This window comes from Bacteroides sp. 4_1_36 (assembly GCF_003466325.1).
GTDB classification, from domain to species: Bacteria; Bacteroidota; Bacteroidia; order Bacteroidales; family Bacteroidaceae; genus Bacteroides; species Bacteroides uniformis.
In genome coordinates, this window is the sequence record NZ_QSOX01000020.1 from 1 (window position 1) to 21,301 (window position 21,301).

20 protein-coding genes and 3 tRNA genes are annotated in these 21,301 nt (G+C 42.1%); 16 read left to right on the forward strand and 7 right to left on the reverse strand.

The window, feature by feature from the left end; translation table 11 throughout:
* Positions 1-141: 141 nt before the first annotated feature.
* From DXD65_RS16290 to DXD65_RS16300, 3 genes are all read right to left on the reverse strand, one after another.
* Positions 142-213: transfer RNA gene (locus DXD65_RS16290), tRNA-Glu, on the reverse strand.
* Between the two features lie 15 nt (positions 214-228).
* Positions 229-301 (reverse strand) — tRNA-Lys (locus DXD65_RS16295).
* 3 nt (positions 302-304) lie between these two features.
* Positions 305-394: transfer RNA gene (locus DXD65_RS16300), tRNA-Ser, on the reverse strand.
* 228 nt (positions 395-622) lie between these two features.
* Here DXD65_RS16300 and DXD65_RS16305 point away from each other — a divergent pair.
* The 7 genes from DXD65_RS16305 to DXD65_RS16335 all read left to right on the forward strand — a co-directional run bounded on the left by DXD65_RS16305 (position 623) and on the right by DXD65_RS16335 (position 9,613).
* The gene (locus DXD65_RS16305) at positions 623-1,966 is read left to right on the forward strand and encodes an MATE family efflux transporter (protein ID WP_005836251.1); all 1,344 of its coding nucleotides are present in this window, start codon (positions 623-625) and stop codon (positions 1,964-1,966) included.
* A gap of 54 nt (positions 1,967-2,020) precedes the next feature.
* A complete protein-coding gene (locus DXD65_RS16310) occupies positions 2,021-2,605 on the forward strand; it encodes a Crp/Fnr family transcriptional regulator (protein ID WP_005828036.1) in 585 nt (194 codons plus the stop codon).
* 144 nt (positions 2,606-2,749) lie between these two features.
* Entirely contained in the window at positions 2,750-3,676 is a 927-nt protein-coding gene (locus DXD65_RS16315) for a tyrosine-type recombinase/integrase (protein WP_008663082.1), read from the forward strand.
* A 504-nt stretch (positions 3,677-4,180) separates the two neighbouring features.
* Positions 4,181-5,584 carry an undecaprenyl-phosphate glucose phosphotransferase gene (locus DXD65_RS16320; RefSeq protein WP_117887797.1) on the forward strand — a complete coding sequence of 468 codons (1,404 nt, stop codon included), beginning with the start codon at positions 4,181-4,183 and terminating at the stop codon, positions 5,582-5,584.
* A gap of 38 nt (positions 5,585-5,622) precedes the next feature.
* Positions 5,623-6,453 carry a polysaccharide biosynthesis/export family protein gene (locus DXD65_RS16325; RefSeq protein ID WP_087332626.1) on the forward strand — a complete coding sequence of 277 codons (831 nt, stop codon included), beginning with the start codon at positions 5,623-5,625 and terminating at the stop codon, positions 6,451-6,453.
* A gap of 59 nt (positions 6,454-6,512) precedes the next feature.
* Positions 6,513-8,909 carry a GumC family protein gene (locus DXD65_RS16330; protein ID WP_117887798.1) on the forward strand — a complete coding sequence of 799 codons (2,397 nt, stop codon included), beginning with the start codon at positions 6,513-6,515 and terminating at the stop codon, positions 8,907-8,909.
* Positions 8,910-9,073: 164 nt separating this feature from the next.
* The gene (locus DXD65_RS16335) at positions 9,074-9,613 is read left to right on the forward strand and encodes a UpxY family transcription antiterminator (RefSeq protein ID WP_117704050.1); all 540 of its coding nucleotides are present in this window, start codon (positions 9,074-9,076) and stop codon (positions 9,611-9,613) included.
* Here DXD65_RS16335 and DXD65_RS16340 read toward each other — a convergent pair.
* From DXD65_RS16340 to DXD65_RS16345, 3 genes are all read right to left on the reverse strand, one after another.
* Complete coding sequence (locus DXD65_RS16340) at positions 9,603-10,052, reverse strand: N-acetylmuramoyl-L-alanine amidase (RefSeq protein ID WP_005828023.1); 450 nt, start codon at positions 10,050-10,052, stop codon at positions 9,603-9,605. The genes DXD65_RS16335 and DXD65_RS16340 overlap by 11 nt on opposite strands.
* A 4-nt stretch (positions 10,053-10,056) precedes the next feature.
* A complete protein-coding gene (locus tag DXD65_RS21020) occupies positions 10,057-10,170 on the reverse strand; it encodes a smalltalk protein (RefSeq protein ID WP_005828021.1) in 114 nt (37 codons plus the stop codon).
* Between the two features lie 91 nt (positions 10,171-10,261).
* A complete protein-coding gene (locus DXD65_RS16345) occupies positions 10,262-10,801 on the reverse strand; it encodes a DNA-binding protein (RefSeq protein ID WP_117887799.1) in 540 nt (179 codons plus the stop codon).
* Between the two features lie 284 nt (positions 10,802-11,085).
* Between DXD65_RS16345 and DXD65_RS16350 the strand changes: the two genes are divergently transcribed.
* Entirely contained in the window at positions 11,086-11,337 is a 252-nt protein-coding gene (locus DXD65_RS16350; RefSeq protein ID WP_005828017.1) for a DUF4248 domain-containing protein, read from the forward strand.
* Between the two features lie 5 nt (positions 11,338-11,342).
* Here the strand turns inward: DXD65_RS16350 and DXD65_RS16355 are convergent, their stop codons facing one another.
* Entirely contained in the window at positions 11,343-13,439 is a 2,097-nt protein-coding gene (locus DXD65_RS16355; RefSeq protein WP_117887800.1) for a BT4734/BF3469 family protein, read from the reverse strand.
* Positions 13,440-13,579: 140 nt separating this feature from the next.
* Here DXD65_RS16355 and DXD65_RS21160 point away from each other — a divergent pair, with 140 nt between their 5' ends.
* From DXD65_RS21160 to DXD65_RS16390, 8 genes are all read left to right on the forward strand, one after another.
* Complete coding sequence (locus DXD65_RS21160; protein ID WP_005828011.1) at positions 13,580-13,735, forward strand: hypothetical protein; 156 nt, start codon at positions 13,580-13,582, stop codon at positions 13,733-13,735.
* 419 nt (positions 13,736-14,154) lie between these two features.
* Positions 14,155-14,538 (forward strand): HNH endonuclease signature motif containing protein, encoded by a 384-nt coding sequence (locus tag DXD65_RS16360; RefSeq protein ID WP_087332630.1) that lies wholly within the window; start codon positions 14,155-14,157, stop codon positions 14,536-14,538.
* Positions 14,535-15,860, forward strand: a complete 1,326-nt coding sequence (locus DXD65_RS16365; protein ID WP_087332631.1) for an AAA family ATPase — start codon at positions 14,535-14,537, stop codon at positions 15,858-15,860. Before DXD65_RS16360 ends, DXD65_RS16365 begins: the two co-directional genes overlap by 4 nt.
* Positions 15,835-16,671 (forward strand): hypothetical protein, encoded by an 837-nt coding sequence (locus DXD65_RS16370; RefSeq protein ID WP_117704052.1) that lies wholly within the window; start codon positions 15,835-15,837, stop codon positions 16,669-16,671. The genes DXD65_RS16365 and DXD65_RS16370 overlap by 26 nt, the downstream gene beginning before the upstream one ends.
* 125 nt (positions 16,672-16,796) lie before the next feature.
* Positions 16,797-18,386 carry a hypothetical protein gene (locus DXD65_RS16375; protein ID WP_117704053.1) on the forward strand — a complete coding sequence of 530 codons (1,590 nt, stop codon included), beginning with the start codon at positions 16,797-16,799 and terminating at the stop codon, positions 18,384-18,386.
* A gap of 294 nt (positions 18,387-18,680) precedes the next feature.
* On the forward strand, positions 18,681-18,842 hold the full coding sequence (locus tag DXD65_RS16380) for a hypothetical protein (protein ID WP_227224492.1): 162 nt from the start codon (positions 18,681-18,683) through the stop codon (positions 18,840-18,842).
* 173 nt (positions 18,843-19,015) lie between these two features.
* Entirely contained in the window at positions 19,016-20,356 is a 1,341-nt protein-coding gene (locus tag DXD65_RS16385) for a flippase (RefSeq protein ID WP_117704054.1), read from the forward strand.
* Between the two features lie 4 nt (positions 20,357-20,360).
* Positions 20,361-21,299, forward strand: coding sequence for a Coenzyme F420 hydrogenase/dehydrogenase, beta subunit C-terminal domain (locus DXD65_RS16390; RefSeq protein WP_117704055.1), 939 nt, complete (start codon positions 20,361-20,363; stop codon positions 21,297-21,299).
* Positions 21,300-21,301 lie beyond the last annotated feature (2 nt).

Here is a 21,301-nt window from a genome sequence, read left to right on the forward strand (position 1 = left end):
TATAGACTTGCTAAATTATATGCTTAAATATAAAATACCTCAGATTGTTACGTTGACCCAAACTATTTTCGGATTACAACAGAAAAATGAAAAACAAAAAGCGGTTAACCGTTTCATCAGTCAACCGCTTTCTTGTTTTTGTAGTGGGTACGAGAATCGAACTCGTATACCATGCGTGAGAGGCATGTATCCTAACCGTTAGATGAACCCACCCTCGCATTTGTCTTGTACACCCTCAGGGATTCGAACCCTGGACCCACTGATTAAGAGTCAGTTGCTCTACCAACTGAGCTAAGAGTGCATCTGGCGGAAGCTGGGGGATTCGAACCCCCGGTACGGTTACCCGTACGTCAGTTTAGCAAACTGGTGGTTTCAGCCACTCACCCAAACTTCCTTTTTTATAACCAGCATTCTTTTCAAATGCGGTGCAAATGTAGGGCAAACTTTTGGACTGTGCAAATCTTTCCTACATATTTTTTTCACCGTTTTCATACAATTTGAGATAACACGTTAACACTCAAACCCTAAAACAAGAAAAAAAATTTGATACATATCAAACCGTCCTTTTCAACCTTTCCTTATCTTTGCGCGATTTTTAAAGTATAGTGCACATACACGGACAATGATACAACAAGAAAGCCTAAAAAAGCGGCTTGCCAAGCTGGCCGCCCCCATTTTTATAGAGACACTTCTCATCATGATGCTCGGTGCGGTGGACACCATCATGCTGAGCCGCCACTCGGACAACAGTGTTGCCGCCGTAGGGGTAGTCAACCAAATTATCATGCTCACTTTCCTCGTTTTCGAAGTCATCAACCTCGGAACGTCCGTTCTGTGTTCCCAGTATCTCGGTGCGAAACTACACAAGAAAGTAGTGCAAGTAGTCGGCGTATCCATCCTCGTCAACCTGGCGGTAGGTATCACGGTCAGCCTGGTACTGTTCTCCTGCGCCCATCCCATCCTCCGGCTGATGGGGCTCACCGCTGAACTGATGCAGGACGGCATGGACTATATGCGTATCGTAGGCGCTTTCGCCTTCTTCCAGGCACTATCCCTCACCCTCTCCGCCTCCCTGCGCAGTGCCAACAAGGCCATCTACCCGATGATGGTCACCGTCGTAGTCAATATCCTCAATATCATCGGCAACTACTCCCTCATCTTCGGCCGCTTCGGCTTTCCGGAACTGGGCGTGGAAGGCGCCGCCATCTCCACAGCCTTCAGCCGGGGTGTCTCCATGATTATACTGTTCGTCATACTGTTCCGCAAGCACATCCACCGTTTCCCACCGGCATACTTCCGCCCTTTTCCGTGGATAGAACTAAAGAACCTGATGAAGGTAGGCCTGCCCTCTGCCGGCGAACAATTGTCGTACAGCTCGTCGCAAGTCGTCATCACCTACTTCATCAACATGCTGGGAGTGGAAGCGCTCGCCACCCGTACCTATTGTGTCAACATCATCATGTTCGCTTATCTGTTCAGCATCTCCATGGCACAAGGCGGCGCCATCTGTATCGGGCATCTGATAGGCGAGAAGAAACCTCACGCAGCCTTCCTTATGGGAAAATACGTCATGAAGAAATCCGTCATGATTACCGTCATGCTGTCCTGCATCCTCGCCCTTTCGGGGCATGCCATCTTTGGCTGGCTCACGTCCAACCCCGACATCATACGTATGGGTGCCACCATCCTTATCATAGATGTACTCCTCGAAATAGGCCGCCCCATCAACATCTTCGCCACCAACGCCCTTCGTGCGGCAGGAGATGTCAACTACCCCTTCTACGTAGGGTTGGTGGTGCAGTGGAGTGTAGCTGTAGGTGTGGGATACCTTTTCGGCTTCCCCTTCGGCTGGGGTATCTGCGGCATGTGGGTAGCCTTCCTGTTGGACGAGAATATCCGCGGCTTCATTTTCGTCCGCCGCTGGTATGGCATGAAATGGGTAAACAAAAGTTTCATACGGAGCTGATTTTTTCTCGTAAAAACCTTATCTTTGCCCCTCGAACAAACAAATTATGGCTTTATGGATGCACTATTGAAAGAAACCGTAGATGCCGCTATCAACTCCCGCTATCCAGGCATGGCTCCCGAGGGAAGAAGGTTGATAGAGGAAATCCTCATTCGCAAGGAAGTAGAAAAGGGCGCATTATTACTCAATGAAGGGCAGATAAGCCATAATATCGTATTTGTAGGAAAAGGCATGTTGCGCCAATTCTATTATAAAAACGGTAAAGACGTCACCGAACACTTTTCCTATGAAGGCTGCATCATCATCTGCATAGAAAGTACCTTGAAGCAGGAACCCACCCACCTCATGATTGAGGCACTCGAACCGAGTGTCGTATACCTGCTGCCATACAACAAGCTGCTGACACTTACCGAAATCTCATGGGAAATAAACATGTTCTATCGGAAGATTCTGGAATATTCCCTGATTGTTTCACAGATAAAGGCTGACTCCTGGCGGTTTGAGACTGCACGCGAGCGCTATAACCAGCTCATGGAACATCAGCCCGAAGTCATCAAGCGGGCTCCTTTGTCGCACATTGCGTCCTATCTGCTGATGACCCCCGAAACACTGAGTCGGGTACGTTCGGGCATACTGTAACCCTCCTCCTGTCTGCCCGGAGAATACATATCTGAATTTATATAGAAATTTTACCATTTCTCCCCTAAGCGTGCATTGATTGCCATACAATCATTTCATGCTCAAGGTTGTTTTATATGTATTTAAAATATTAAAATTCAGATTATGAATACTATACATAATTTTTCCGCTTCCCTGATACAGCGGACAAAACAAGCCGGACGATACAGTACATCCGGTATATATACCAGTACAGTGAACAGCTTTTTCCGCTTCATCGGCCACCGTTCCATCACTTTTGCAGATCTCACCCCCAGCCTCATCAAGCAATACGAAGACCGGCTGCTCGGCGAAGGGCGGCGCCATAATACCATATCCACCTATATGCGTATGCTCCGTTCCATCTCTCACCAAGCTGCCGAACAAGGCATTCCATTCACACACAGTATAGACGATTTGTTCGCCTATGTATTCACTGGCTATGAGCCTACCGCCAAACGGGCCATCTCTCCTTTACTAATCCGGCGCTTGGTAAATCTTGATTTGGAGAAGAAACCCGCCTTGCGTTTCAGCCGCGACATGTTTCTGTTAAGTTTTTACTTACGAGGCATTCCGTTCGTAGACCTTGTACATCTCCGCAAAACGGATGTCAAGCACAATACCATTTATTATTACCGCCATAAGACCCGTCAGCAATTGTCCGTACATATAGAGTCGTATGCCGCACAGATTATAAATAGGTATAAAAACGAAGCCGCCTCTTCCCCCTATTTGCTACCGATATTATCACTAACCGGGGAAGATGGTTACAGACAATACAAAAGTGCTTTACGGCTCTACAACCAACATTTACACACACTTTCGAAGATGTTACGGTTAAGCATTCCATTAACATCTTATGTAGCCCGCCATAGCTGGGCCACCACTGCCAAAGACGAAGGAGTGGCCATTTCTGTGATTAGTGAAAGCTTAGGACATACTTCTGAAAAGGTAACTCACGTTTACCTTGCTTCTTTTGACAACAATGCGATGAGTAAAGCAAATAAAAAAGTGATTGCAACAATCCATCCAAACAAAAAGAAAAAACCCTAAAAACTAGAATTTGTAAAAGTATTCCTATTTGTATAGGAGTACTTTTATTATCCAATTTTATTCTCTTACTTACAAGGTAAGAGAATATGTTTTGTGGCTGCAAAGATATGAAAAAGATTACTACAATCGCAAAAAAAATAGATTTATTTTTTAATTCATATTTATCTCATATATAGATATAAGACACATTGCAGCCACTTGTATTTCAGTCTTATATATTTACATAAAAGCCCCCATTTTGAATTCAAAAATTAAATTTAATTATGAGATAAAATATCGTTTTACATTTTAATTACATATATAGTCTTTTAATGTAAAATACCTTTTAATGGCTGGTTTATAAGATTATTCTCCAAATAAAATACCACCTCTTACCTTGTAAGTAAGAGAGTATTGGTATCCATTACCTTGTAAGTAAGAGAATTATTAAACAAACAAGAATGAACAGTTTTTTCTCTTTCAATACCATTGAGAAAGAAAAAAGCTATTGAATTAGTGTGAATTATGAAACAAGTTCTCCATTTCAATAAAGTGATTAAGTTCGTCATTATCTTTGGTGACTTATGCTTACTGAACATCATTTTCATCTCGCTATATCACATTTTTGACTACCAAACACTGGGCAATGAATTTACACATTCATTGTCCCAGCTATTGGTATTATTGAATCTAGTCTATCTACTTTGCAATTACTCCAATGGCGTCGTACTGCATGAACGTATTGTACGACCAGAACGAATTGTACGTCGAGCTTTCCGCAACACGATTTTCCACGCAGCCTTATTTATAAGTCTGGCTACTCTAGCGGAAATCGGCACCAGTTCACTCCGCTTTTTCGCTTGTTTTTATGGTATATTTTTTATCTGTCTTGCTGTTTATAGACTTATGTTTCGGTATCTTCTCAAAAGATATAGGGAATATGGAGGTAATTCACGTACTGTCGTTCTGGTTGGTAGCAACAAGAATATGGCCGAACTTTATCAAGAAATGGCAGGAGATCCTACTACCGGTTTCCGCATTAGCGGCTATTTCTGCGATTTACCCTCCAATGATTTTCCTGAAAGTATCCCCTATTTAGGTCAACCTAAAGAAGTCGTCACTTATTTACAGCAACATCATATAGAGCAAGTCTATTGCTGTCTACCCTCTGCACGCAGTCATGAGATAGTTCCTATCATCAACTATTGCGAGAATCACTTGATTCGCTTCTACAGTGTGCCTAATATCCGCAATTACCTGCATCGCCGCATGCACTTCGAGCTGTTCGGCAATATTCCCGTACTAACTATCCGTGAGGAACCTTTGACACAAATGGAAAATCGTCTGCTGAAAAGAGCCTTCGACCTCTTTTTCTCCCTCTCTTTCCTTTGTACCGTATTTCCCTTTGTCTATATCATCATAGGTACAACCATCAAGCTATCTTCTTCCGGCCCCATCTTCTTCAAACAAAAACGAAGCGGAGAAAACGGAAAAGAATTCTGGTGTTACAAATTTCGCTCAATGCGTGTCAACATAGATAGTGACAAACTACAAGCCACAGCCAATGACCCGCGCAAAACAAAAATCGGAGATTTCATCCGTAAAACCAGTATTGACGAACTTCCCCAATTCATCAATGTATTATTGGGACAAATGTCCGTTGTAGGGCCACGCCCCCATATGCTGAAACACACTGAAGAATATTCACACCTTATCGACAAATATATGGTCAGACATCTGGTAAAGCCCGGCATCACCGGTTGGGCCCAAGTCACCGGCTACCGTGGTGAAACCAAAGAACTCTGGCAGATGGAGGGACGTGTACAGCGTGATGTCTGGTACCTGGAACACTGGACTTTCCTATTGGATTTGTACATCATATACAAGACAGTCAGAAATGCCGTCCGGGGCGAGAAGGAAGCCTATTAAAATAAAAAAATGAGAATTAAAATAAAAAAGACATAGTGATGAAAAACAAGAAAAGCATAACTATCCTAATGGTGGCATTTACATTGGCAAGTTGCCAATCCTATAAAAGAGTACCTTATTTGCAAAGCTACGAATCACTTACAGATAAGGGTTATAAGGAAATTGTCATTAATGAAGTAAACCAGCAGGATACCCTCTATGATGCACGCATTCAGCCGAAAGACCTGTTGAGCATCACGGTCAACACTAGCGACCCGCAAGCAGCGGCACCGTTCAACCTAACCATGCAGACCTCTATCAATGTGGCTCAAGCCAATAGTACCTATGTCACATCACAGCCCACCCTACAGCAATACCTGGTCAATAATGAAGGTGAGATAGACTTTCCCGTCATAGGTAAATTAAAGATAGGCGGATTGACTAAAACCGCAGCGGAAAAACTGATTCGTGAGCAACTTCGCCCTTACCTCAAAGAGACTCCCATCGTCACCGTACGCATGTCCAACTACAAAATATCAGTTATCGGAGAAGTGAACCGTCCCGGTACATTTACCATCAACAACGAGAAAGTAAATCTCTTTGAGGCACTCGCCATGGCAGGAGACATGACGGTCTACGGTATACGCAGTAACGTCAAGCTTATCCGCGAAGACAATAACGGACAGCGGAATATCATAAGCTTGAATCTAAATGAGCAAAATATCCTTCATTCTCCTTATTATTATCTGCAACAAAATGACATTCTTTATGTCACTCCAAACAAGACCAAAGCTAAAAATGCCAGTATCAGCAACAGCACCACCATCTGGTTCTCCGTAGTAGGTACACTCGTTTCGCTGGCAAGCTTGATTGTGACGATAGCAAGATAATTAAAAGTTAAAAGTTAAAAGTTAAAAGTTAAACGCTAATCATTAATCCCTACATATCGATGAAAGAAGATTTATACGATGACCTTTTTGATGAGAAAGAGGAAAAGACAGATTTTCAAGCCCTCTTTTTTAAATATGTCATCCACTGGCCCTGGTTTATTGCAAGTATACTGATATGCATGGCTCTCGCCTTCATTTATCTACGCTATCAGGCTCCTGTATACGAAGTAGCCTCTTCTGTACTTATTAAAGAAGATGACAATAAGAAGAGCGCTAACAATGCTTTAGCCGCTATGCAGGATTTCGGTATGTTTTCCATGACCAGCAATTTTGACAATGAAGTGGAAATCCTAAAATCACGCACGCTCATCAAGAAAGTCGTATCACACCTGAATCTTTATATAAACATAGCACAAAAACAGCCATTCGGTTACGATATTCCACTTTATAAAGATACTCCCTTTGACGTCTTCATGACTGCCGAGGAGGCAGATAAACTGGATGAAAACATTCTATTGGACCTGACTTACGATACACTCGGCAAACTGTCTGCCGAAGTCAGTTACACACAAGACAACGAGAAGCAGAAAGCACAAAAGTCTTTTGACAAACTCCCCGCTATTCTGCCGCTTCCCATCGGTGTAATCACCATCTCGGGCAGAGACTCTTTGTCAATCCCGACCGAACCCATCAAGTTAAAAGTCACCATCAGCAAACCTACTGCCGTAGCCATTGGCTACAGTTCTGCCCTCACCATAGAGCCTACTTCTAAAACTAGTACTATTGCAGCTGTCAGCCTAAAGAATACGAATGTACAGCGGGCCATTGACTTCATCAATGATTTGATAGCAGTCTATAATATAGACACCAACACCGAAAAGAATGAAGTAGCACAGAAAAGCGCTGACTTCATTGAAGAGCGTATAGGCATTATCAACAACGAGCTGGGTACGACTGAAAATGAGTTGGCGGCATTCAAACAACGTGCCGGTCTGACCGACCTCAGCAGCGATGCACAGCTTGCCCTGCAGGAAAGCTCCAAATACGAACAGCAATATGCCGAAAACGCCACTCAAATCAATTTAGTGACTTATCTACGCGACTATATCAATAACCCCGACAATAATGACGAAGTCATCCCTGCCAATGTAGGCTTGAGCGATGTCAACCTGGCATCTGCCATTGAGAAATACAATAATCTCGTCGTAGAGCGTAAGCGTCTGCTCCGCACTTCATCAGAAAGTAACCCCGCCATTATCAATCTAAATACGGGTATCGAAGCCATGCGCCACAATGTGAAAACTACGGTGAACAGTGTACTGAAAGGACTGCAAATCACACGGAACAATATCGACCGGCAATCGCGCAAATACGAAAGCCGCATCAGCAATGCCCCCAAGCAAGAGCAAGAATTTATGACCATTTCCCGCCAGCAGGAAATCAAAGCCACCCTTTACATCATGTTGTTGCAGAAACGTGAGGAAAATGCCATTACACTGGCCGCCACCGCCAATAATGGACGGATTATCGAAGAGCCCATCCCTGGCGATATCGTCTCTCCTAAAGGCAAACTAATTTACATAATTGCTCTTGTCATCGGTATAGGCATCCCCATAAGCATCATCTACCTCCTCAACCTACTCCGTTTTCGTATCGAAGGGCACACCGACGTGGAAAAGCTTACAACCGTCCCCATTATTGGTGACATACCTCTTACCGATGCTGGTAAAAATGGAACACCGACTATCGCCGTCCGCGAAAACGACAATAATATCATGGCAGAAACTTTCCGTAGCCTGCGCACCAACCTGCTCTTCATCATGGGTGACCCGGACAAGAAAGTAATCCTCGTCACCTCCACCATAAGCGGTGAAGGTAAGACATTCATGGCTTCCAATCTTGCCGTCAGCTTGGCACTGCTCGGCAAAAAGGTCATTCTGGTAGGATTGGATATACGCAAACCGGGATTGAACAAGATATTCCATCTTTCACACAAAGAAAAGGGAATCACGCAATATCTTGCTGCTCCTCAATCTACGGACTTGCATGCGCTGATACAGCCTTCCGGCATAACTTCCAACCTTGACTTGCTATTGGGCGGTCCCATCCCACCCAATCCTACGGAACTACTGGCACGCCAGTCACTGGAAGACACCATCAGTACATTACGCAAAGAATATGACTATATCGTACTGGATACAGCCCCTATCGGCATGGTGACCGACACGCTCATCCTTTCGCGCGTAGCGGACGCCAGCATCTACGTCTGTCGTGCAGATTATACGCATAAGACTGATTACCAGCTCATCAACGAGCTTCAGGAGCATCATCGCCTCCCCAACTTATGCACAGTAGTCAACGGAATCGATATGAAGAAGAAAAAATACGGTTATTACTACGGCTATGGTAAATACGGAAAGTATTACGGCTACGGTAAGAAATACGGATACAGTTGAGTTAGCGACTAGCTATTAAGAGTTGAGAGTAAATAATCGAGTGTCTAATTTTTAATTTCTAATTTTTAATTAACCCCGCCCCTCCAATGTGACAGGCGACCGCGTAGCGCGCCCGAACCTCAACTATTTATGAACCATAGAAATACACCTTTAAAGGATTTTACATGAACCATACTGATATCACCCCTCATATTATTCCTCGTCGCCAATGGCTGGTGGCATACGTGCAGTCTTGTCTGGAAAAGAAGACTGCCGAACGGCTGAAAGCTATGGGAGTGGAATATTACTTACCCATACAAAGCGAAATACGCCAATGGAGCGACCGACGCAAAAAAGTGGACCGTCTGGTCATCCCGATGATGATTTTCGTGCATGTCACTCCGCAGGAACGCCCTTTGCCGCTTACCTTACAAGCTATCAGCCGATACATGGTATTGCGTGGTGAAAGCCGTCCCGCCGTCATTCCCGAGGAACAGATGGAACGTTTCCGCTTTATGCTGGATTATAGCCCGGAGGCTGTAGAGATTTGCAGTACACCTCTGGCAGCAGGTGATGCCGTGAAAGTAATAAAAGGCCCCCTTGCCGGATTGGAGGGAGAACTGGTCATGATAGGAGGAAAAAGCAAAGTGGCAGTCCGGCTGGATATGCTGGGCTGCGCACATGTGGACATGCCGATAGGATACGTGGAGAAAATTAATTTTTAATTGTCTCGTATTCGCTTTTGGCGTCAAAACAAGGACAAGCCTTATGGATAGAGGAACTGAGTTGCCGATGCCCTGAAATACGGGCATTGGGATAGTCGGTCTTCAGCTGCCGGAGCAAGTCGAGCAAAGAGCATTTCTGCGCATAGGTACGTGTATCGGCAGGGACACCATTCTCGTCGAGCCCACCCTCATAGCAGATGCCGATACTCTTGTCGTTCCAGCCGGTGGCATGGGCTCCAATCTGATGAACCGGACGACAAATATGCACCTCGCCGTCACGGGTGATGTAGAAATGATAACCGATATCGGCAAAGCCCCGTGCCAGATGACTGCGGCGAAGCGCCTCCACCGAGAAGTGACGGTCACAGCGCGTAGCGCTGCAATGAACTACCAGGAGGGTTACCTCCCGATAGTTCTGATAGAAACTGCCTGCTTTCATCCGGCTAACGGTTGATGCAGGAAGTCAAGCCAAACACTCCGGCCAATGTAGTGGCCACGGTAATAATCACTTTAAGGACAATGCCCCATACAGATTTTGATTTTGTTTTCTCACTCATAACAATTTGCAATTAAGGAATTAAATACTATGGTTAGCTGCATTTTTTAGACAGAAGAACATATTTATTTTCTCTCTTTTGTCTTTTCGTTTCATCCTAACGGATTTTCCCCCTGGTCTCCGTCCGAACCGCCTCCCGGGTTGCTGCCTCCACCGGCATCTTCACCCCCGCCAGTGGCTCCGGTCAGGTCCACGGTAGTCTTTCCGGCCTTCAGGGCTTTCACCACGGCACAGGCTGCACTTCGGGTTGCCACCAGATTGAATTCCGCCTCCTCCAGCAGCTCTCCAAAACGCTGGCCGCAGGTCCAGTTCACATTCAGCCTACGGATATGGATGGCAGGATTGAACTCCTTGGCAGAAGCCGCGCCGATACTGTTGATGCTGATGTAGAAACTCCCCAGGTCGCCCAACTGGATTTTTTGTCCGGCCAGCAACTGCTCCCGCATGCAATCCACGGACATGGTGAGGATGGCAACGATATCCGAACGCTTGTACACGCAGCCATGACTGGCTATATGCTCGGCAAAGCGGTTGATGTCCATCACTTCCGAATACTGCGCACTTGCGTACGCTTTTTTGGCAACCGTCTTATCGGTAGGATTGCCACGCATCACGATACTGTAGTTAATCATAAATTAAAAATTATAAGTTAAAAATTAAAAGATAGGGAGACGATACTAATCCCAGGGGCTTACGATTACTAATCTTCGCGCGTCACGATTACTAATCTTCACCCTTCATCGTCTGACAGAACAAAGATACGACGTACCTCCGGGCAGAATAAGAGATGCGGTGAAGTGATATGAAGGGATGTGGGAAAATGTGAGATTAGGTAAGATTATACCGGGTTCCGGCAATGGGTATACAGAAAAAATTCCGTACATTTACAGTGTAATAACCAGTTAAAGCATTGTTTATGAAGTACGTTGAAGACTACGAAAATATCCCCGGCAAAGAGTGGCCCGTCCGTCCCTATTACAAACGTGAACTGGCAGAGGCATACGCCCCCACCATTTCACCGGCATCCGCACTCAACCGCTTGTCCAAATGGATGAAGCTGAATTTGGAACTGGACGAAGCCCTGCGGCATACCGGCTACAAAGGCTCCCAGAAAATATTCACCTCCCTGCAGGTGGAACTTATATTCAGGTATTTAGGAAAACCGTGAAAGAATCAATCCCCCACATAGCGCGCCATGGCGCATTGGTTGCGGTAGATTTCATCCCCTTTCAGTTCGACCACCCGATAACCACGGCGGCCACCGGAACGGACAGCCTCATAGCCCTCCTGCTTCATCACCAGACCGAGGCGCGTGGGACTCAAGGGTTGCCGGATACCTATGTTGATATGTCCCAGTATCTGGGCATTGGTCAAGAACATACACTCCTCGCCCGGCATGGGGCGGCGATAGTAAACCTGAACGAGCTCACGCTCCAGGCAGGGCACCTCAAAATAACGGTTATGAAGATTCACGGCATCAATCTCCTCCTGCTCAAACCAGTAGTGGAAGCCGCTCTTCCAGAGGGCATAGCCTTGCGCATACACTCCGACATAGTCTATGGGATAATCGAAAGGACTGTCTATGGAATCCACCTCGAAGGGAAGCCAACGGCGGTTGCCACTGAGGTCGTTGAGGAAGGTGACGTTGTTGCTCGTGCCACAGAAGCTGGCAATATGCGGACGGCTCTCCTTGAAGTGCCCGTAGGCGGCACGCTCGTTCACGTCTGTCATGCCGGTGATGGCCTTCAACTGGCTGACCTGGGCAGAGGTCATCTCCTCCAGCTCTTCAAGGCATACCAGTGCAAACTCGGTCAGCGTAAAAAGGTCGTCCTTGCTGACGCGCCGGCTGTTACTTTTCACATAAAAATAACGCTGAAGTTCGACAGGAAGCAGACGCTGCATCCAGGTAGTCTTGTAGATGCCCTGCTTACCGATGAAGACCAGAATCTCATGATTCACCACCTTAGTATCGAGCAGCGAAGCAATGGTGGCCACCAGCCACTTCTTGAAGTAGATGCTGAAAAGCTTCTGGTCGTCCTTCACATGTACGCCGGCAGCCAGACGGGCAATAGGGTCAGTAGTACCGTCCCAAGCAGGCAGCCCCTCCAGATAGGCTACAAAGGGATTGAAAAGCGGCGTGTACTCCGAATCGAGCACGGAACGTATGTCCGCAATGCGGGCAAGCATCCCTGCCTTGTTCATGCGGCTCCACAACGTGTTGACGTAGCGGTCGGTCAGCTCCGCATACTCCTCTCCGCAGTCGGCCATCAGGACTTCGAACTTGCCGCTCACCGTATTTTTGCGGAACTTCGCCTGTTCGGAAAGGAACTGCTCGATATCTGCCACCGTGGCAAACTTTTCATCGTCCTCTCCCCTGCGGACAAGGGAACGGGTGCCATGTTCCCCGGTATTCGCGTAGCAGGAGCCGATGACAGCTGCCACATCCCCGTCATAGTCGGGAAAGTGCTCCGCTGCCCAAGCGGCGGCTGTCTTCCGGGCCACTCCGTACTGGTTGAGCAAATAACCCATGCGCATCACGTACTCATTATGATGATGTTCACAATAACTCACTCCCTCCTCTTCCAGCAGGCGTTCGGCAGCTTTCACTGCCTTCTCCAAACGTTTGTTACGCTTTGCCGGCACAACTTCGGAAGCGCTATCCTGCGGTTGGGGAGCAATCGGACTATTTTGGAGAACAAAGGCTGCGGCACTGGGATTGTAATATACATGAGGATCGGAAGCCAGTCCGCTGATACGGGTAGCATTCTTGCACTGCCCGTCACTTTCGAAGCCCACCAGACAGGAATAGTAGTCGTTGACTTGATTGAAATACTTGGCGTATTGCCGGAAGGCTTTTCCCTTTTCCACTCTGTTCAGGTCATCGATGCGACAGATGATGCGGATGCCATGCCCACTGATGGTGGTATAGGCCATCAATGTATGCTTGTCGGCACAAATCAATGTCAACGTGGCAGCCATCCGCTCGGGAGCGATGTGGTCCAGGTCGACCAAGGTATAGCCGGTCCAGGCACAGATATGTTCGCGGGTCTTCCCACCTTCAAAGCAGACGGCAACGGCGAAGCAGGAACAGCCGGACTTCTCGCGGTCGGCATCCCTACGCAGGTCTTGCTGCAAGTAGTAGCGATGTTTCTCAGTGCGGTCTCGCAGGGCAGCGTCGCATTTAATGATGTTGACTACTTCTTCAAGAGAAGTTTCTACAGATTCTGTGTCCGAATAGCCTCTGAAAAGGCTGATATTGCGGTGTTCCATAATTTACTGATTTTTGTTTATGTTTAAAATTACGACGCGAAGGAACGCATAAGTGCCCAGATATACAAGCCCGGTCGTTTCCACTACATGGAAATGATTTCACTTGTTTTTATTATTGTTTAACAATTAAAAGAGTCAACATGACAAAGAAAGAGCCGGTGACACCGGCATTCGGAGCCTTTCTGAGCAAATGCCAGAAAGAACAGCTCGTTAACGGCAGACATCTGACCAATGAGACCATCGCCCAAGCAACGATGATGAGTACCAGAACCTACAACCTTTTAAAAAAGGGCTGAGTAACAACATCAACCAGATACATGCCGTAACGCATTTCTGGCGGTCGTTCCCTAAAACCGAACAAGAAAAGGAGAGCTTTGAGAAAGAGGTAGCAGATTGCCTGGAGAGGGATTTGAGGAATTATAGAATCCATACGGGAGTCTTGAAACCTTAACCTCACTCGAGGCCTTGACACCTGTGGCACCCTTTTTCCAATACTTTCTATAGGCTAATATTTATCACACACAAACGATACTGGTTTGTTATATTGATAATTTGTCTCGCGCGCGTAACGGATATTTATGTTTAAGGGGTGACACAGGTGTCAACTCGGGAAAAAACAAGAAAAAGGATTAGGAAAAGAATAAAAAAAGAATCTAATACAAGATAAATAAAAAACTTTATCTACCTTTGGACGTTGAATATAGAAAAAACTACAATGGCAAATAATTATATATCTGATTTAACAACTCCTGAAGCGATTCAAAGGATTTGGGAAAAAGGTATTATCGTAGACGGATATAATGCGAGTTTATATCGTCAGGATTTTGCCGGAGCATGGATTTCCCGTGAAGCTTATGGAGATACCGACAATATTTTGGGATGGGAAATAGACCATGTATATCCTGAAGAACTGGGAGGTGGAAACCACATAGAGAATCTACGTCCCATGAATTGGAGAAACAACCGCAGCAAAGGAACAGACTATCCACATTACACCGCAGTTGTTACTTCCGAAGAGAACAAGAACATATACAGAGATACAGCTTGTACGGTAAGCGACGCTTTACAAACTACTTTACAAAAACTATATAATATATGATAGCACGCATTCTAATCCGGCAATTGTATGACACTTACAACTATGATATTCAATTTCCGGAAAATCAGCGCGTAACAATTATTACCGGTCCTAACGGATATGGAAAAACTACATTCTTAAAAATAATCAATAATCTACTAACCTGTAATTTTTGGTTTTTCTATCTTCTGAAATTCAAGGAAATTCAAATATTCTTCCGAAATGGAATGAATATATCCATACAAAAAAAGAGAATCGAGGCAGAAGACAACAATCGTGAAGACAGAACGCCCGCTTCACTAAAAGAAAAAGTTTTTTTCCGTTTAAACGCCAATGAAAGTGATGAAGCTTATATAGAAGAATTTTCTCTTTCTTATTCAGACATACTCCGTTTAAGGCGACAGCTCCTCCCTACCCTGTCATACAGACAGACTGAAGAATATGATATAGAAGAACTGTTAAACAAAGAATACAATATAGATTCAGATATTTCTATCTTGGAAAAAAGTAAAAATATCCGGATGTTTTTGCAAGAGCGGAAATGCTCTTTTATAAAAGAGCAACGGATTATCGCTTCTACACAACATTCCGGTTATGATGGACGAAGAAGATTATTAAATCAATTTGAAATCGACGATATTGCCGCACAACTGATAAAAGAGTTCGCAAAGCAACAAATGGAGTTCGCATCAGAAAGCCAAAAAATAGACAGCACATTCATCAAACGCTTAGTAGAAGGAACATATAATAAATACAAAGAGGCAGAATTTCAAGAAAAGCTATCAAAATTAAAAGCAAAAATCAACAATTACAAAGAATACGGATTGATGCCCCAAATTGATATTCTGGAAGAATATCCCGAACATTTACAAAATGTGCTCTCACTCTACATTGATGATATGGAGCAAAAAATGTCTTCATTTGATAAATTCTATAAGCAACTTTCCCTTTTTGACCGTTTTGTCTCAGGCAAAGTCCTTTCAAATAAGAAAATCAAATTAAATGAAGTCAAAGGGGTCAGCGTAATAAACGATAAAGGGGAAGAAGTTCCACTCCGCAAATTATCCAGCGGAGAGCAAAATTTGATTATCTTGTACTACAAATTGGCTTTTTCGACTGATATGCGTACCGTATTGCTAATTGATGAACCCGAAAACTCATTACACATGGCATGGGTCAGCCAAATGCTTGAAGACTATCAGAAAATGGCAGAAGAATTAAAATGCCAAATTATTATAGCCACCCACTCCCCTGCTTTCATCAACGAACATTGGGATATATCCTGTGACCTATACACAAACAACGAAGAGAACAACCATGCAGAATTTGCAGAGTGTAAATAATCCTATAATAACAGCCAACCAGTATCTGCTGGAATGGAAGACGCCTTCAAAAGCTCACAAGACATTAATCTTGGTGGAAGGAAAAGACGACCGAGAGTTCTACTATAAATTCTTTCAAGATTCGAATAGCGAAATTAAAACAAGTGGCGGTTGCGGAGCTTTTAGAAAAGTCTATAATTGCCTGCAAGGAAAGATAAAGAATATTGCCATCAAAGACAGTGATTTTGCCCGTTTATGCCACATTTTTCCCACAGAGGATAATATCTTTTACGCTGATGCACACGATTATGAAATGATGTGCCTGAAAAACGAAAGCACCCGTCAGGAGATATTTGAAAATCTGGCTATAACATACAATGAAGATTTATGGAAACAAATCTTTCAAGAACTAAATATTCTTTCCTATTTTAAATGGTACAACTACTGTGAGCATTTAAAATATAATTTCAAGACATTTAGCGTTGAAGGGCTTTCTTCCGAGCAATTAAAAGATTTCGAATATATACATACACAAATTCTTCCGAAATCCAATCCAAACAGAATTATTACAGCTAATGACATTGAATCATTTCAAAGAGACCACTCCCCTTGTTGTGAATATGAACTGACTAATGGACATGATTTCATAAAACGTTTCTGCCATCATCTCAGAATCAACGACTTAATCCATAGGCAAGAAAACGAAAATAGCATTCGGAACAGATTGCACCCATGTTTCCGCTTAGAGGCATTCGTTCAAACGCAATTATATCAAGATATATCGGATTGGGAGAATGCCAATGGAAGCAATATATTGAAAAAACCAAATTAGTATAATAAATGGATACCCCTTCTATTTTCTAACTTGACGCACTTTGTTAGCTGACGTACTTTTGTGCATTCCTCATAAAAAGGGTGACATTAGTGTCATTCCAAACAAAAAACAATTAGGAAAAAATGGAATTCATTTCTTTAGCAATAAAGAAACAGAAACATATGGGTTTACAAAAAAAAGAATGTTCAAATACACCAATTCACCCACTAATGACAAGCAGCGACTTTTTAGTACTTATCACTATTCTATTGGCCATTGTTTCTACGGCAATAGCTAATAATAAAATGATTTGGATTTACAAATTCAGCAGATTTTCTATCATAACATACATTCTTATAATGATAGCAATCAACTATTTCATCTTTTTTCCGTGGTATGAGCAAAGAGGAATATACATTGAACGCCTCATGATAAAAGGAAGCCCCATGGCTGCTACATGGGGGTATATACTATCACTTGTTTTCATTTTTCTGTTGATATGGAAAATAGCAATCTACAGACATTTTCCTTCTTCAAACAAAGCCAAGTTAATCAGTTATTATAAAAGTCTTATCAATTCCAATATCAATGTACTAACAGAGTATCTACAAACATATCATTTGGAAGAAATAGAAAAACTTATCACTAAGATAAATAAGAGTTATAATGAACAAAACAATGCCCTCCAAGAAGAATCTCCATGGAATGATGAACAGCCAACAAAAAATAAGTTACAAAAAAAGAATACACCTATTGAAACTGCTATTTTTAACGAAGTGATTTTGAATAAGACTTTTGTCATAAAGTCAGTAGAACACGATTCCACCTTCTTTTTGAAATGTGTACATCGCTGCATAAATGCTAATATTGTAGGCTTCAAAAATGTAGTAGAGGTTTATTTCAGAACAATGATACGGCAAAAAAACTCCCACTTATTAGAGGGTTTGAAAGGCCCCCTCAATTATAAAGGAAATCAGGATATCGAATATCGTTTGGACGATTCCCCCTTTTTGACACTCTTGTTTACAAAAACTGAATTTGTATATAATTTGGAGGTATTTAGAGCTTTTGGAGAAGAAGCGTTTAGGGAATCATCCTTGGGGAACTCTATATTTTCAGAACAGACAAATGAATGGAGAGATAATAAATACCAATCAACAGCCGTATTTCAGTTCTTGCGTTTTACTGACATTTTTATCAGAAGACTGTTGCTGTCTATAAAAAAGGACAACAAACCCCAAGACCCCTATCTCAATCTTTACTATTTTAAAATGATATGCTCTAATCTGATAGAGAATCATACGATACACTATGCCAACAGCTATGCTGAAAAGTATGTAAACGATGTTGTTCACAACATAAACACCTGGATACACGTCATGGAAAAACTACGTATCAACATTTTTGAAGTTCGTCTTCTAAAGATTTACGCACAGCTGGCAGAAGAGTTGGCAGAAACGCCCAGATTAGAAAATTTTGGCATAGAAATGGCCTCCAGATTTTTAACCGATTTTCTTTCTATTGAACAGCGAGAAGCTATTCATATTCAAAAATTGCAGAAAAACGAACAAACCTCATTGATAACCAATGTTTATATTGACTTTATAAAAAAAATTGCAGAAAACAAAAAAGACATTTACAAGAAAGCTTGGAGAAAAGTGGATAAAATCAAGTATCCCAATTCCCTTTTTATGACCGAACTTTCAGATCTTCTTGGGGAGGAACAAGAGTAAGCATTTTAACTTTTATCTCTGATTATAGATATTGTTCTCAAAGCAAGAGTGCCCACTATTTTTGAGGTGAGGGGATATAACTGATATGCCAAAGAAATCTATAACCAACAAAGTATCTCGACCGACTTATGGAAAGGCATATACCACTTCAAAATAGCTTACTTACTATTAAATTCAATAGAGGGCCATTTTCTCCCTCAATCTGCCACAAAAATATTATAAAGCTGCAAAATTGTACTATAACAAGAAAAAAGACATCTCTACAGAAATCTGAAAATGCTTGGAGAAACAGAAATGCTTCGGCTTGTACAAGCTGCGCAATGTTGTACTGAAAGAGAATATGTAGACTACAATCCCCCACAAAAAGCACATCGTTCAACTGACTGGGAACGTATGGGAGGATATACGGCAGATGCCAAAAGTAAGAATTATCTGGAGGATGAAGATCTGGCATAAAAGTAAATATCCGTAAGTACTCAAATCAAAGTTCAAAACTAAAAAAGCACCTTCACCGCAATGTTAATTATCATAATTACATATAGCTGCCCCAATAAAAAAGACTATTCTTTCATTAGCGTAGCCTAAATAAAAAACAAGAAAAAGGATTAGAAAAATCGAAAGCAAATACAATGAATCCATTTGTCAGATTTAAGAAAATCAAGCAAAATATCGGAGGTAATACAATAAAAATATTATCCAATGTAGCTTGGGCCATGGGTGGTAAAATTGTAAACATGGCAGGGACTCTATTGGTAGGTATTCTTGTAGCAAGATATTTAGGGCCAGAACAATATGGCCTAATGAATTATGTTATTAGCTATGTATCAATATTCAGTGTCTTGTCTACCTTTGGCCTAGACAACATCGAAATTAGAGAATTATCCCGTAAGCCTGAAAACAAAAATATTATATTAGGGACTTGCCTACGCATTAGAATTGTATGTTCTACCATGGCATTTTTAGTAATTCTGGTAACACTAATGATATTTGAAGCAGATCGTTTTACGGCATTAATGATTATTTGTTATTCGTTGACCTTGTACTCGAATTGTTTCAATTTAGTCCGGAATTATTTCACATCTATTGTCAAAAACGAATATGTTGTAAAATCCGAAATAGCAAGAACCATCATAGGGGCATCTATAAAAATAGTTCTCCTTCTTATAAAAGCCCCTTTAGAATACTTTATCATTGCTACATTGTTTGATACCTTCCTCGTTGCAAGTGGTTATTGCTTGTCATACAAAAAAACAATAGGGAACATATCGTTATGGAAATATGACAAATCAATAGTACCCTATTTCTTAAAACAATCTTTCCCTTTAGTCCTTTCAGGTGCAGCAGTAGTAATATACCAAAAGATAGACCAAGTAATGATAGGCAATATGATAGATAATGAATCCGTTGGATATTTTGCAACAGCCGGCAAATTTCTTGATTTGACTCTATTTCTTCCAACTGTCCTAACCCAAACAATAACTCCACTCCTTGTTAAAGTAAGAGAAACCGGCACAAAGGAGGAATACGAAAACAAGAAAAAAGCTTTTGTAAGCATAACAGTTTGGATTTCAATCCTACTTGCATTATTCACTTCAGTTTGCTCGCATTGGCTAATTTATTTGACATTCGGAGAAAAGTATTCATTAGCTGTTCCAATCCTTCAGATATTAGCTTGGAAAACAATTGGGATGGCATTATCATCATCGGCAGGCCAAATAATAATAATGGAAGGGTTGCAGAAGTGGGCTTTCATCAGAAATATGTTAGGTTGCTTTATTTGTATTGGCTTGAATTACATACTTATACCTAAATATGGAACTATTGGGGCTGCTTATGTTACTATAATTACGCTCATTTTTAGTGGGTGTTTAGCTAACATTCTGATTCCGCCTTATTACAATGTTTTTAAGATTCAACTCTATTCAGTTGTTTTTGGCTGGAAATATTTGTTTCGACTAAATTTTAAATAACAGAATGAAGTCATATTTAGGTTATTCAGCAGACGCTCAAGTTCGCTACAGTGCCACATCCGGAGGTGTTGGCAGTGCATTTTTAAAATGGTTGTTCGATAAAGACATTATACAGTCTGCCATTTCTTTTAAGTTCAACAATCAAACATTAAGATATTCTCCTTTAATAATCCATTCTTATGACGACTATGAAATAAGCGGATCTATATATCAAGAGATAGACTTAATAGATTTTATTAAAAAGCATATAAATGAGATAAAAGGTGATTTTGCATGCTTTTGTTTACCTTGCCAATCAAGGGGCATACGAAATATAGTAGAAAAGAAGAACCATAAAGTAATAATTATAGGGCTTACATGCTCTTCACAGCAAACAATTGAAGCAACAACATATCTATTGCGGAAAAAAGGCATTGACATAAACAATATCAAAAAACTGCAATACAGAGGCAACGGATGGCCAAGCAGCATTCAAATAGAAACAAACAATTCTAAAAAGATAGAAATACCCAATAATAAATCTATATGGACTGAGATTTTTCATTCACGTTTATTCATTAGACCGAAATGCTTTATGTGCAAAGATACATTGAACAAAAATTGCGATATCGCCCTTGCTGACCCTTGGCTACAAGATTGTATAAAAACTGAAACTATAGGAAAGACTTTAGTCACTTGTTTTTCTATGATTGGAGAAGCATATTTGGCACAATGTCGTGATGACACCTATATATTTTTATCAAAAATTGATTTTAAACAAGTCATAGCCTCCCAGAAAGGAACCATAGATAGAAAAGCTAAATACAACGCCAATCCTCATAAGACAAAACTATTTAGAGCTATTTGTCAAAACAATTGGTATCGATTTCTAATATTAAGATGCGGAATGCTATATTTTCACAATAAAATAAGAAATCTATTTGAGGGCTATTTTTTGAAGTGACT

Bases quoted from the DNA above. Each gene is read 5' to 3' on its own strand.
- DXD65_RS16305 (WP_005836251.1), top strand. From the start codon at position 623: ATGATACAACAAGAAAGCCTAAAAAAGCGGCTTGCCAAGCTGGCCGCC.
- DXD65_RS16310 (WP_005828036.1), top strand. From the start codon at position 2,021: ATGGATGCACTATTGAAAGAAACCGTAGATGCCGCTATCAACTCCCGC.
- DXD65_RS16315 (WP_008663082.1), top strand. From the start codon at position 2,750: ATGAATACTATACATAATTTTTCCGCTTCCCTGATACAGCGGACAAAA.
- DXD65_RS16320 (WP_117887797.1), top strand. From the start codon at position 4,181: ATGAAACAAGTTCTCCATTTCAATAAAGTGATTAAGTTCGTCATTATC.
- DXD65_RS16325 (WP_087332626.1), top strand. From the start codon at position 5,623: ATGAAAAACAAGAAAAGCATAACTATCCTAATGGTGGCATTTACATTG.
- DXD65_RS16330 (WP_117887798.1), top strand. From the start codon at position 6,513: ATGAAAGAAGATTTATACGATGACCTTTTTGATGAGAAAGAGGAAAAG.
- DXD65_RS16335 (WP_117704050.1), top strand. From the start codon at position 9,074: ATGAACCATACTGATATCACCCCTCATATTATTCCTCGTCGCCAATGG.
- DXD65_RS16340 (WP_005828023.1), bottom strand. From the start codon at position 10,052: ATGAAAGCAGGCAGTTTCTATCAGAACTATCGGGAGGTAACCCTCCTG.
- DXD65_RS21020 (WP_005828021.1), bottom strand. From the start codon at position 10,170: ATGAGTGAGAAAACAAAATCAAAATCTGTATGGGGCATTGTCCTTAAA.
- DXD65_RS16345 (WP_117887799.1), bottom strand. From the start codon at position 10,801: ATGATTAACTACAGTATCGTGATGCGTGGCAATCCTACCGATAAGACG.
- DXD65_RS16350 (WP_005828017.1), top strand. From the start codon at position 11,086: ATGAAGTACGTTGAAGACTACGAAAATATCCCCGGCAAAGAGTGGCCC.
- DXD65_RS16355 (WP_117887800.1), bottom strand. From the start codon at position 13,439: ATGGAACACCGCAATATCAGCCTTTTCAGAGGCTATTCGGACACAGAA.
- DXD65_RS21160 (WP_005828011.1), top strand. From the start codon at position 13,580: ATGACAAAGAAAGAGCCGGTGACACCGGCATTCGGAGCCTTTCTGAGC.
- DXD65_RS16360 (WP_087332630.1), top strand. From the start codon at position 14,155: ATGGCAAATAATTATATATCTGATTTAACAACTCCTGAAGCGATTCAA.
- DXD65_RS16365 (WP_087332631.1), top strand. From the start codon at position 14,535: ATGATAGCACGCATTCTAATCCGGCAATTGTATGACACTTACAACTAT.
- DXD65_RS16370 (WP_117704052.1), top strand. From the start codon at position 15,835: ATGCAGAATTTGCAGAGTGTAAATAATCCTATAATAACAGCCAACCAG.
- DXD65_RS16375 (WP_117704053.1), top strand. From the start codon at position 16,797: ATGGAATTCATTTCTTTAGCAATAAAGAAACAGAAACATATGGGTTTA.
- DXD65_RS16380 (WP_227224492.1), top strand. From the start codon at position 18,681: ATGCTTCGGCTTGTACAAGCTGCGCAATGTTGTACTGAAAGAGAATAT.
- DXD65_RS16385 (WP_117704054.1), top strand. From the start codon at position 19,016: ATGAATCCATTTGTCAGATTTAAGAAAATCAAGCAAAATATCGGAGGT.
- DXD65_RS16390 (WP_117704055.1), top strand. From the start codon at position 20,361: ATGAAGTCATATTTAGGTTATTCAGCAGACGCTCAAGTTCGCTACAGT.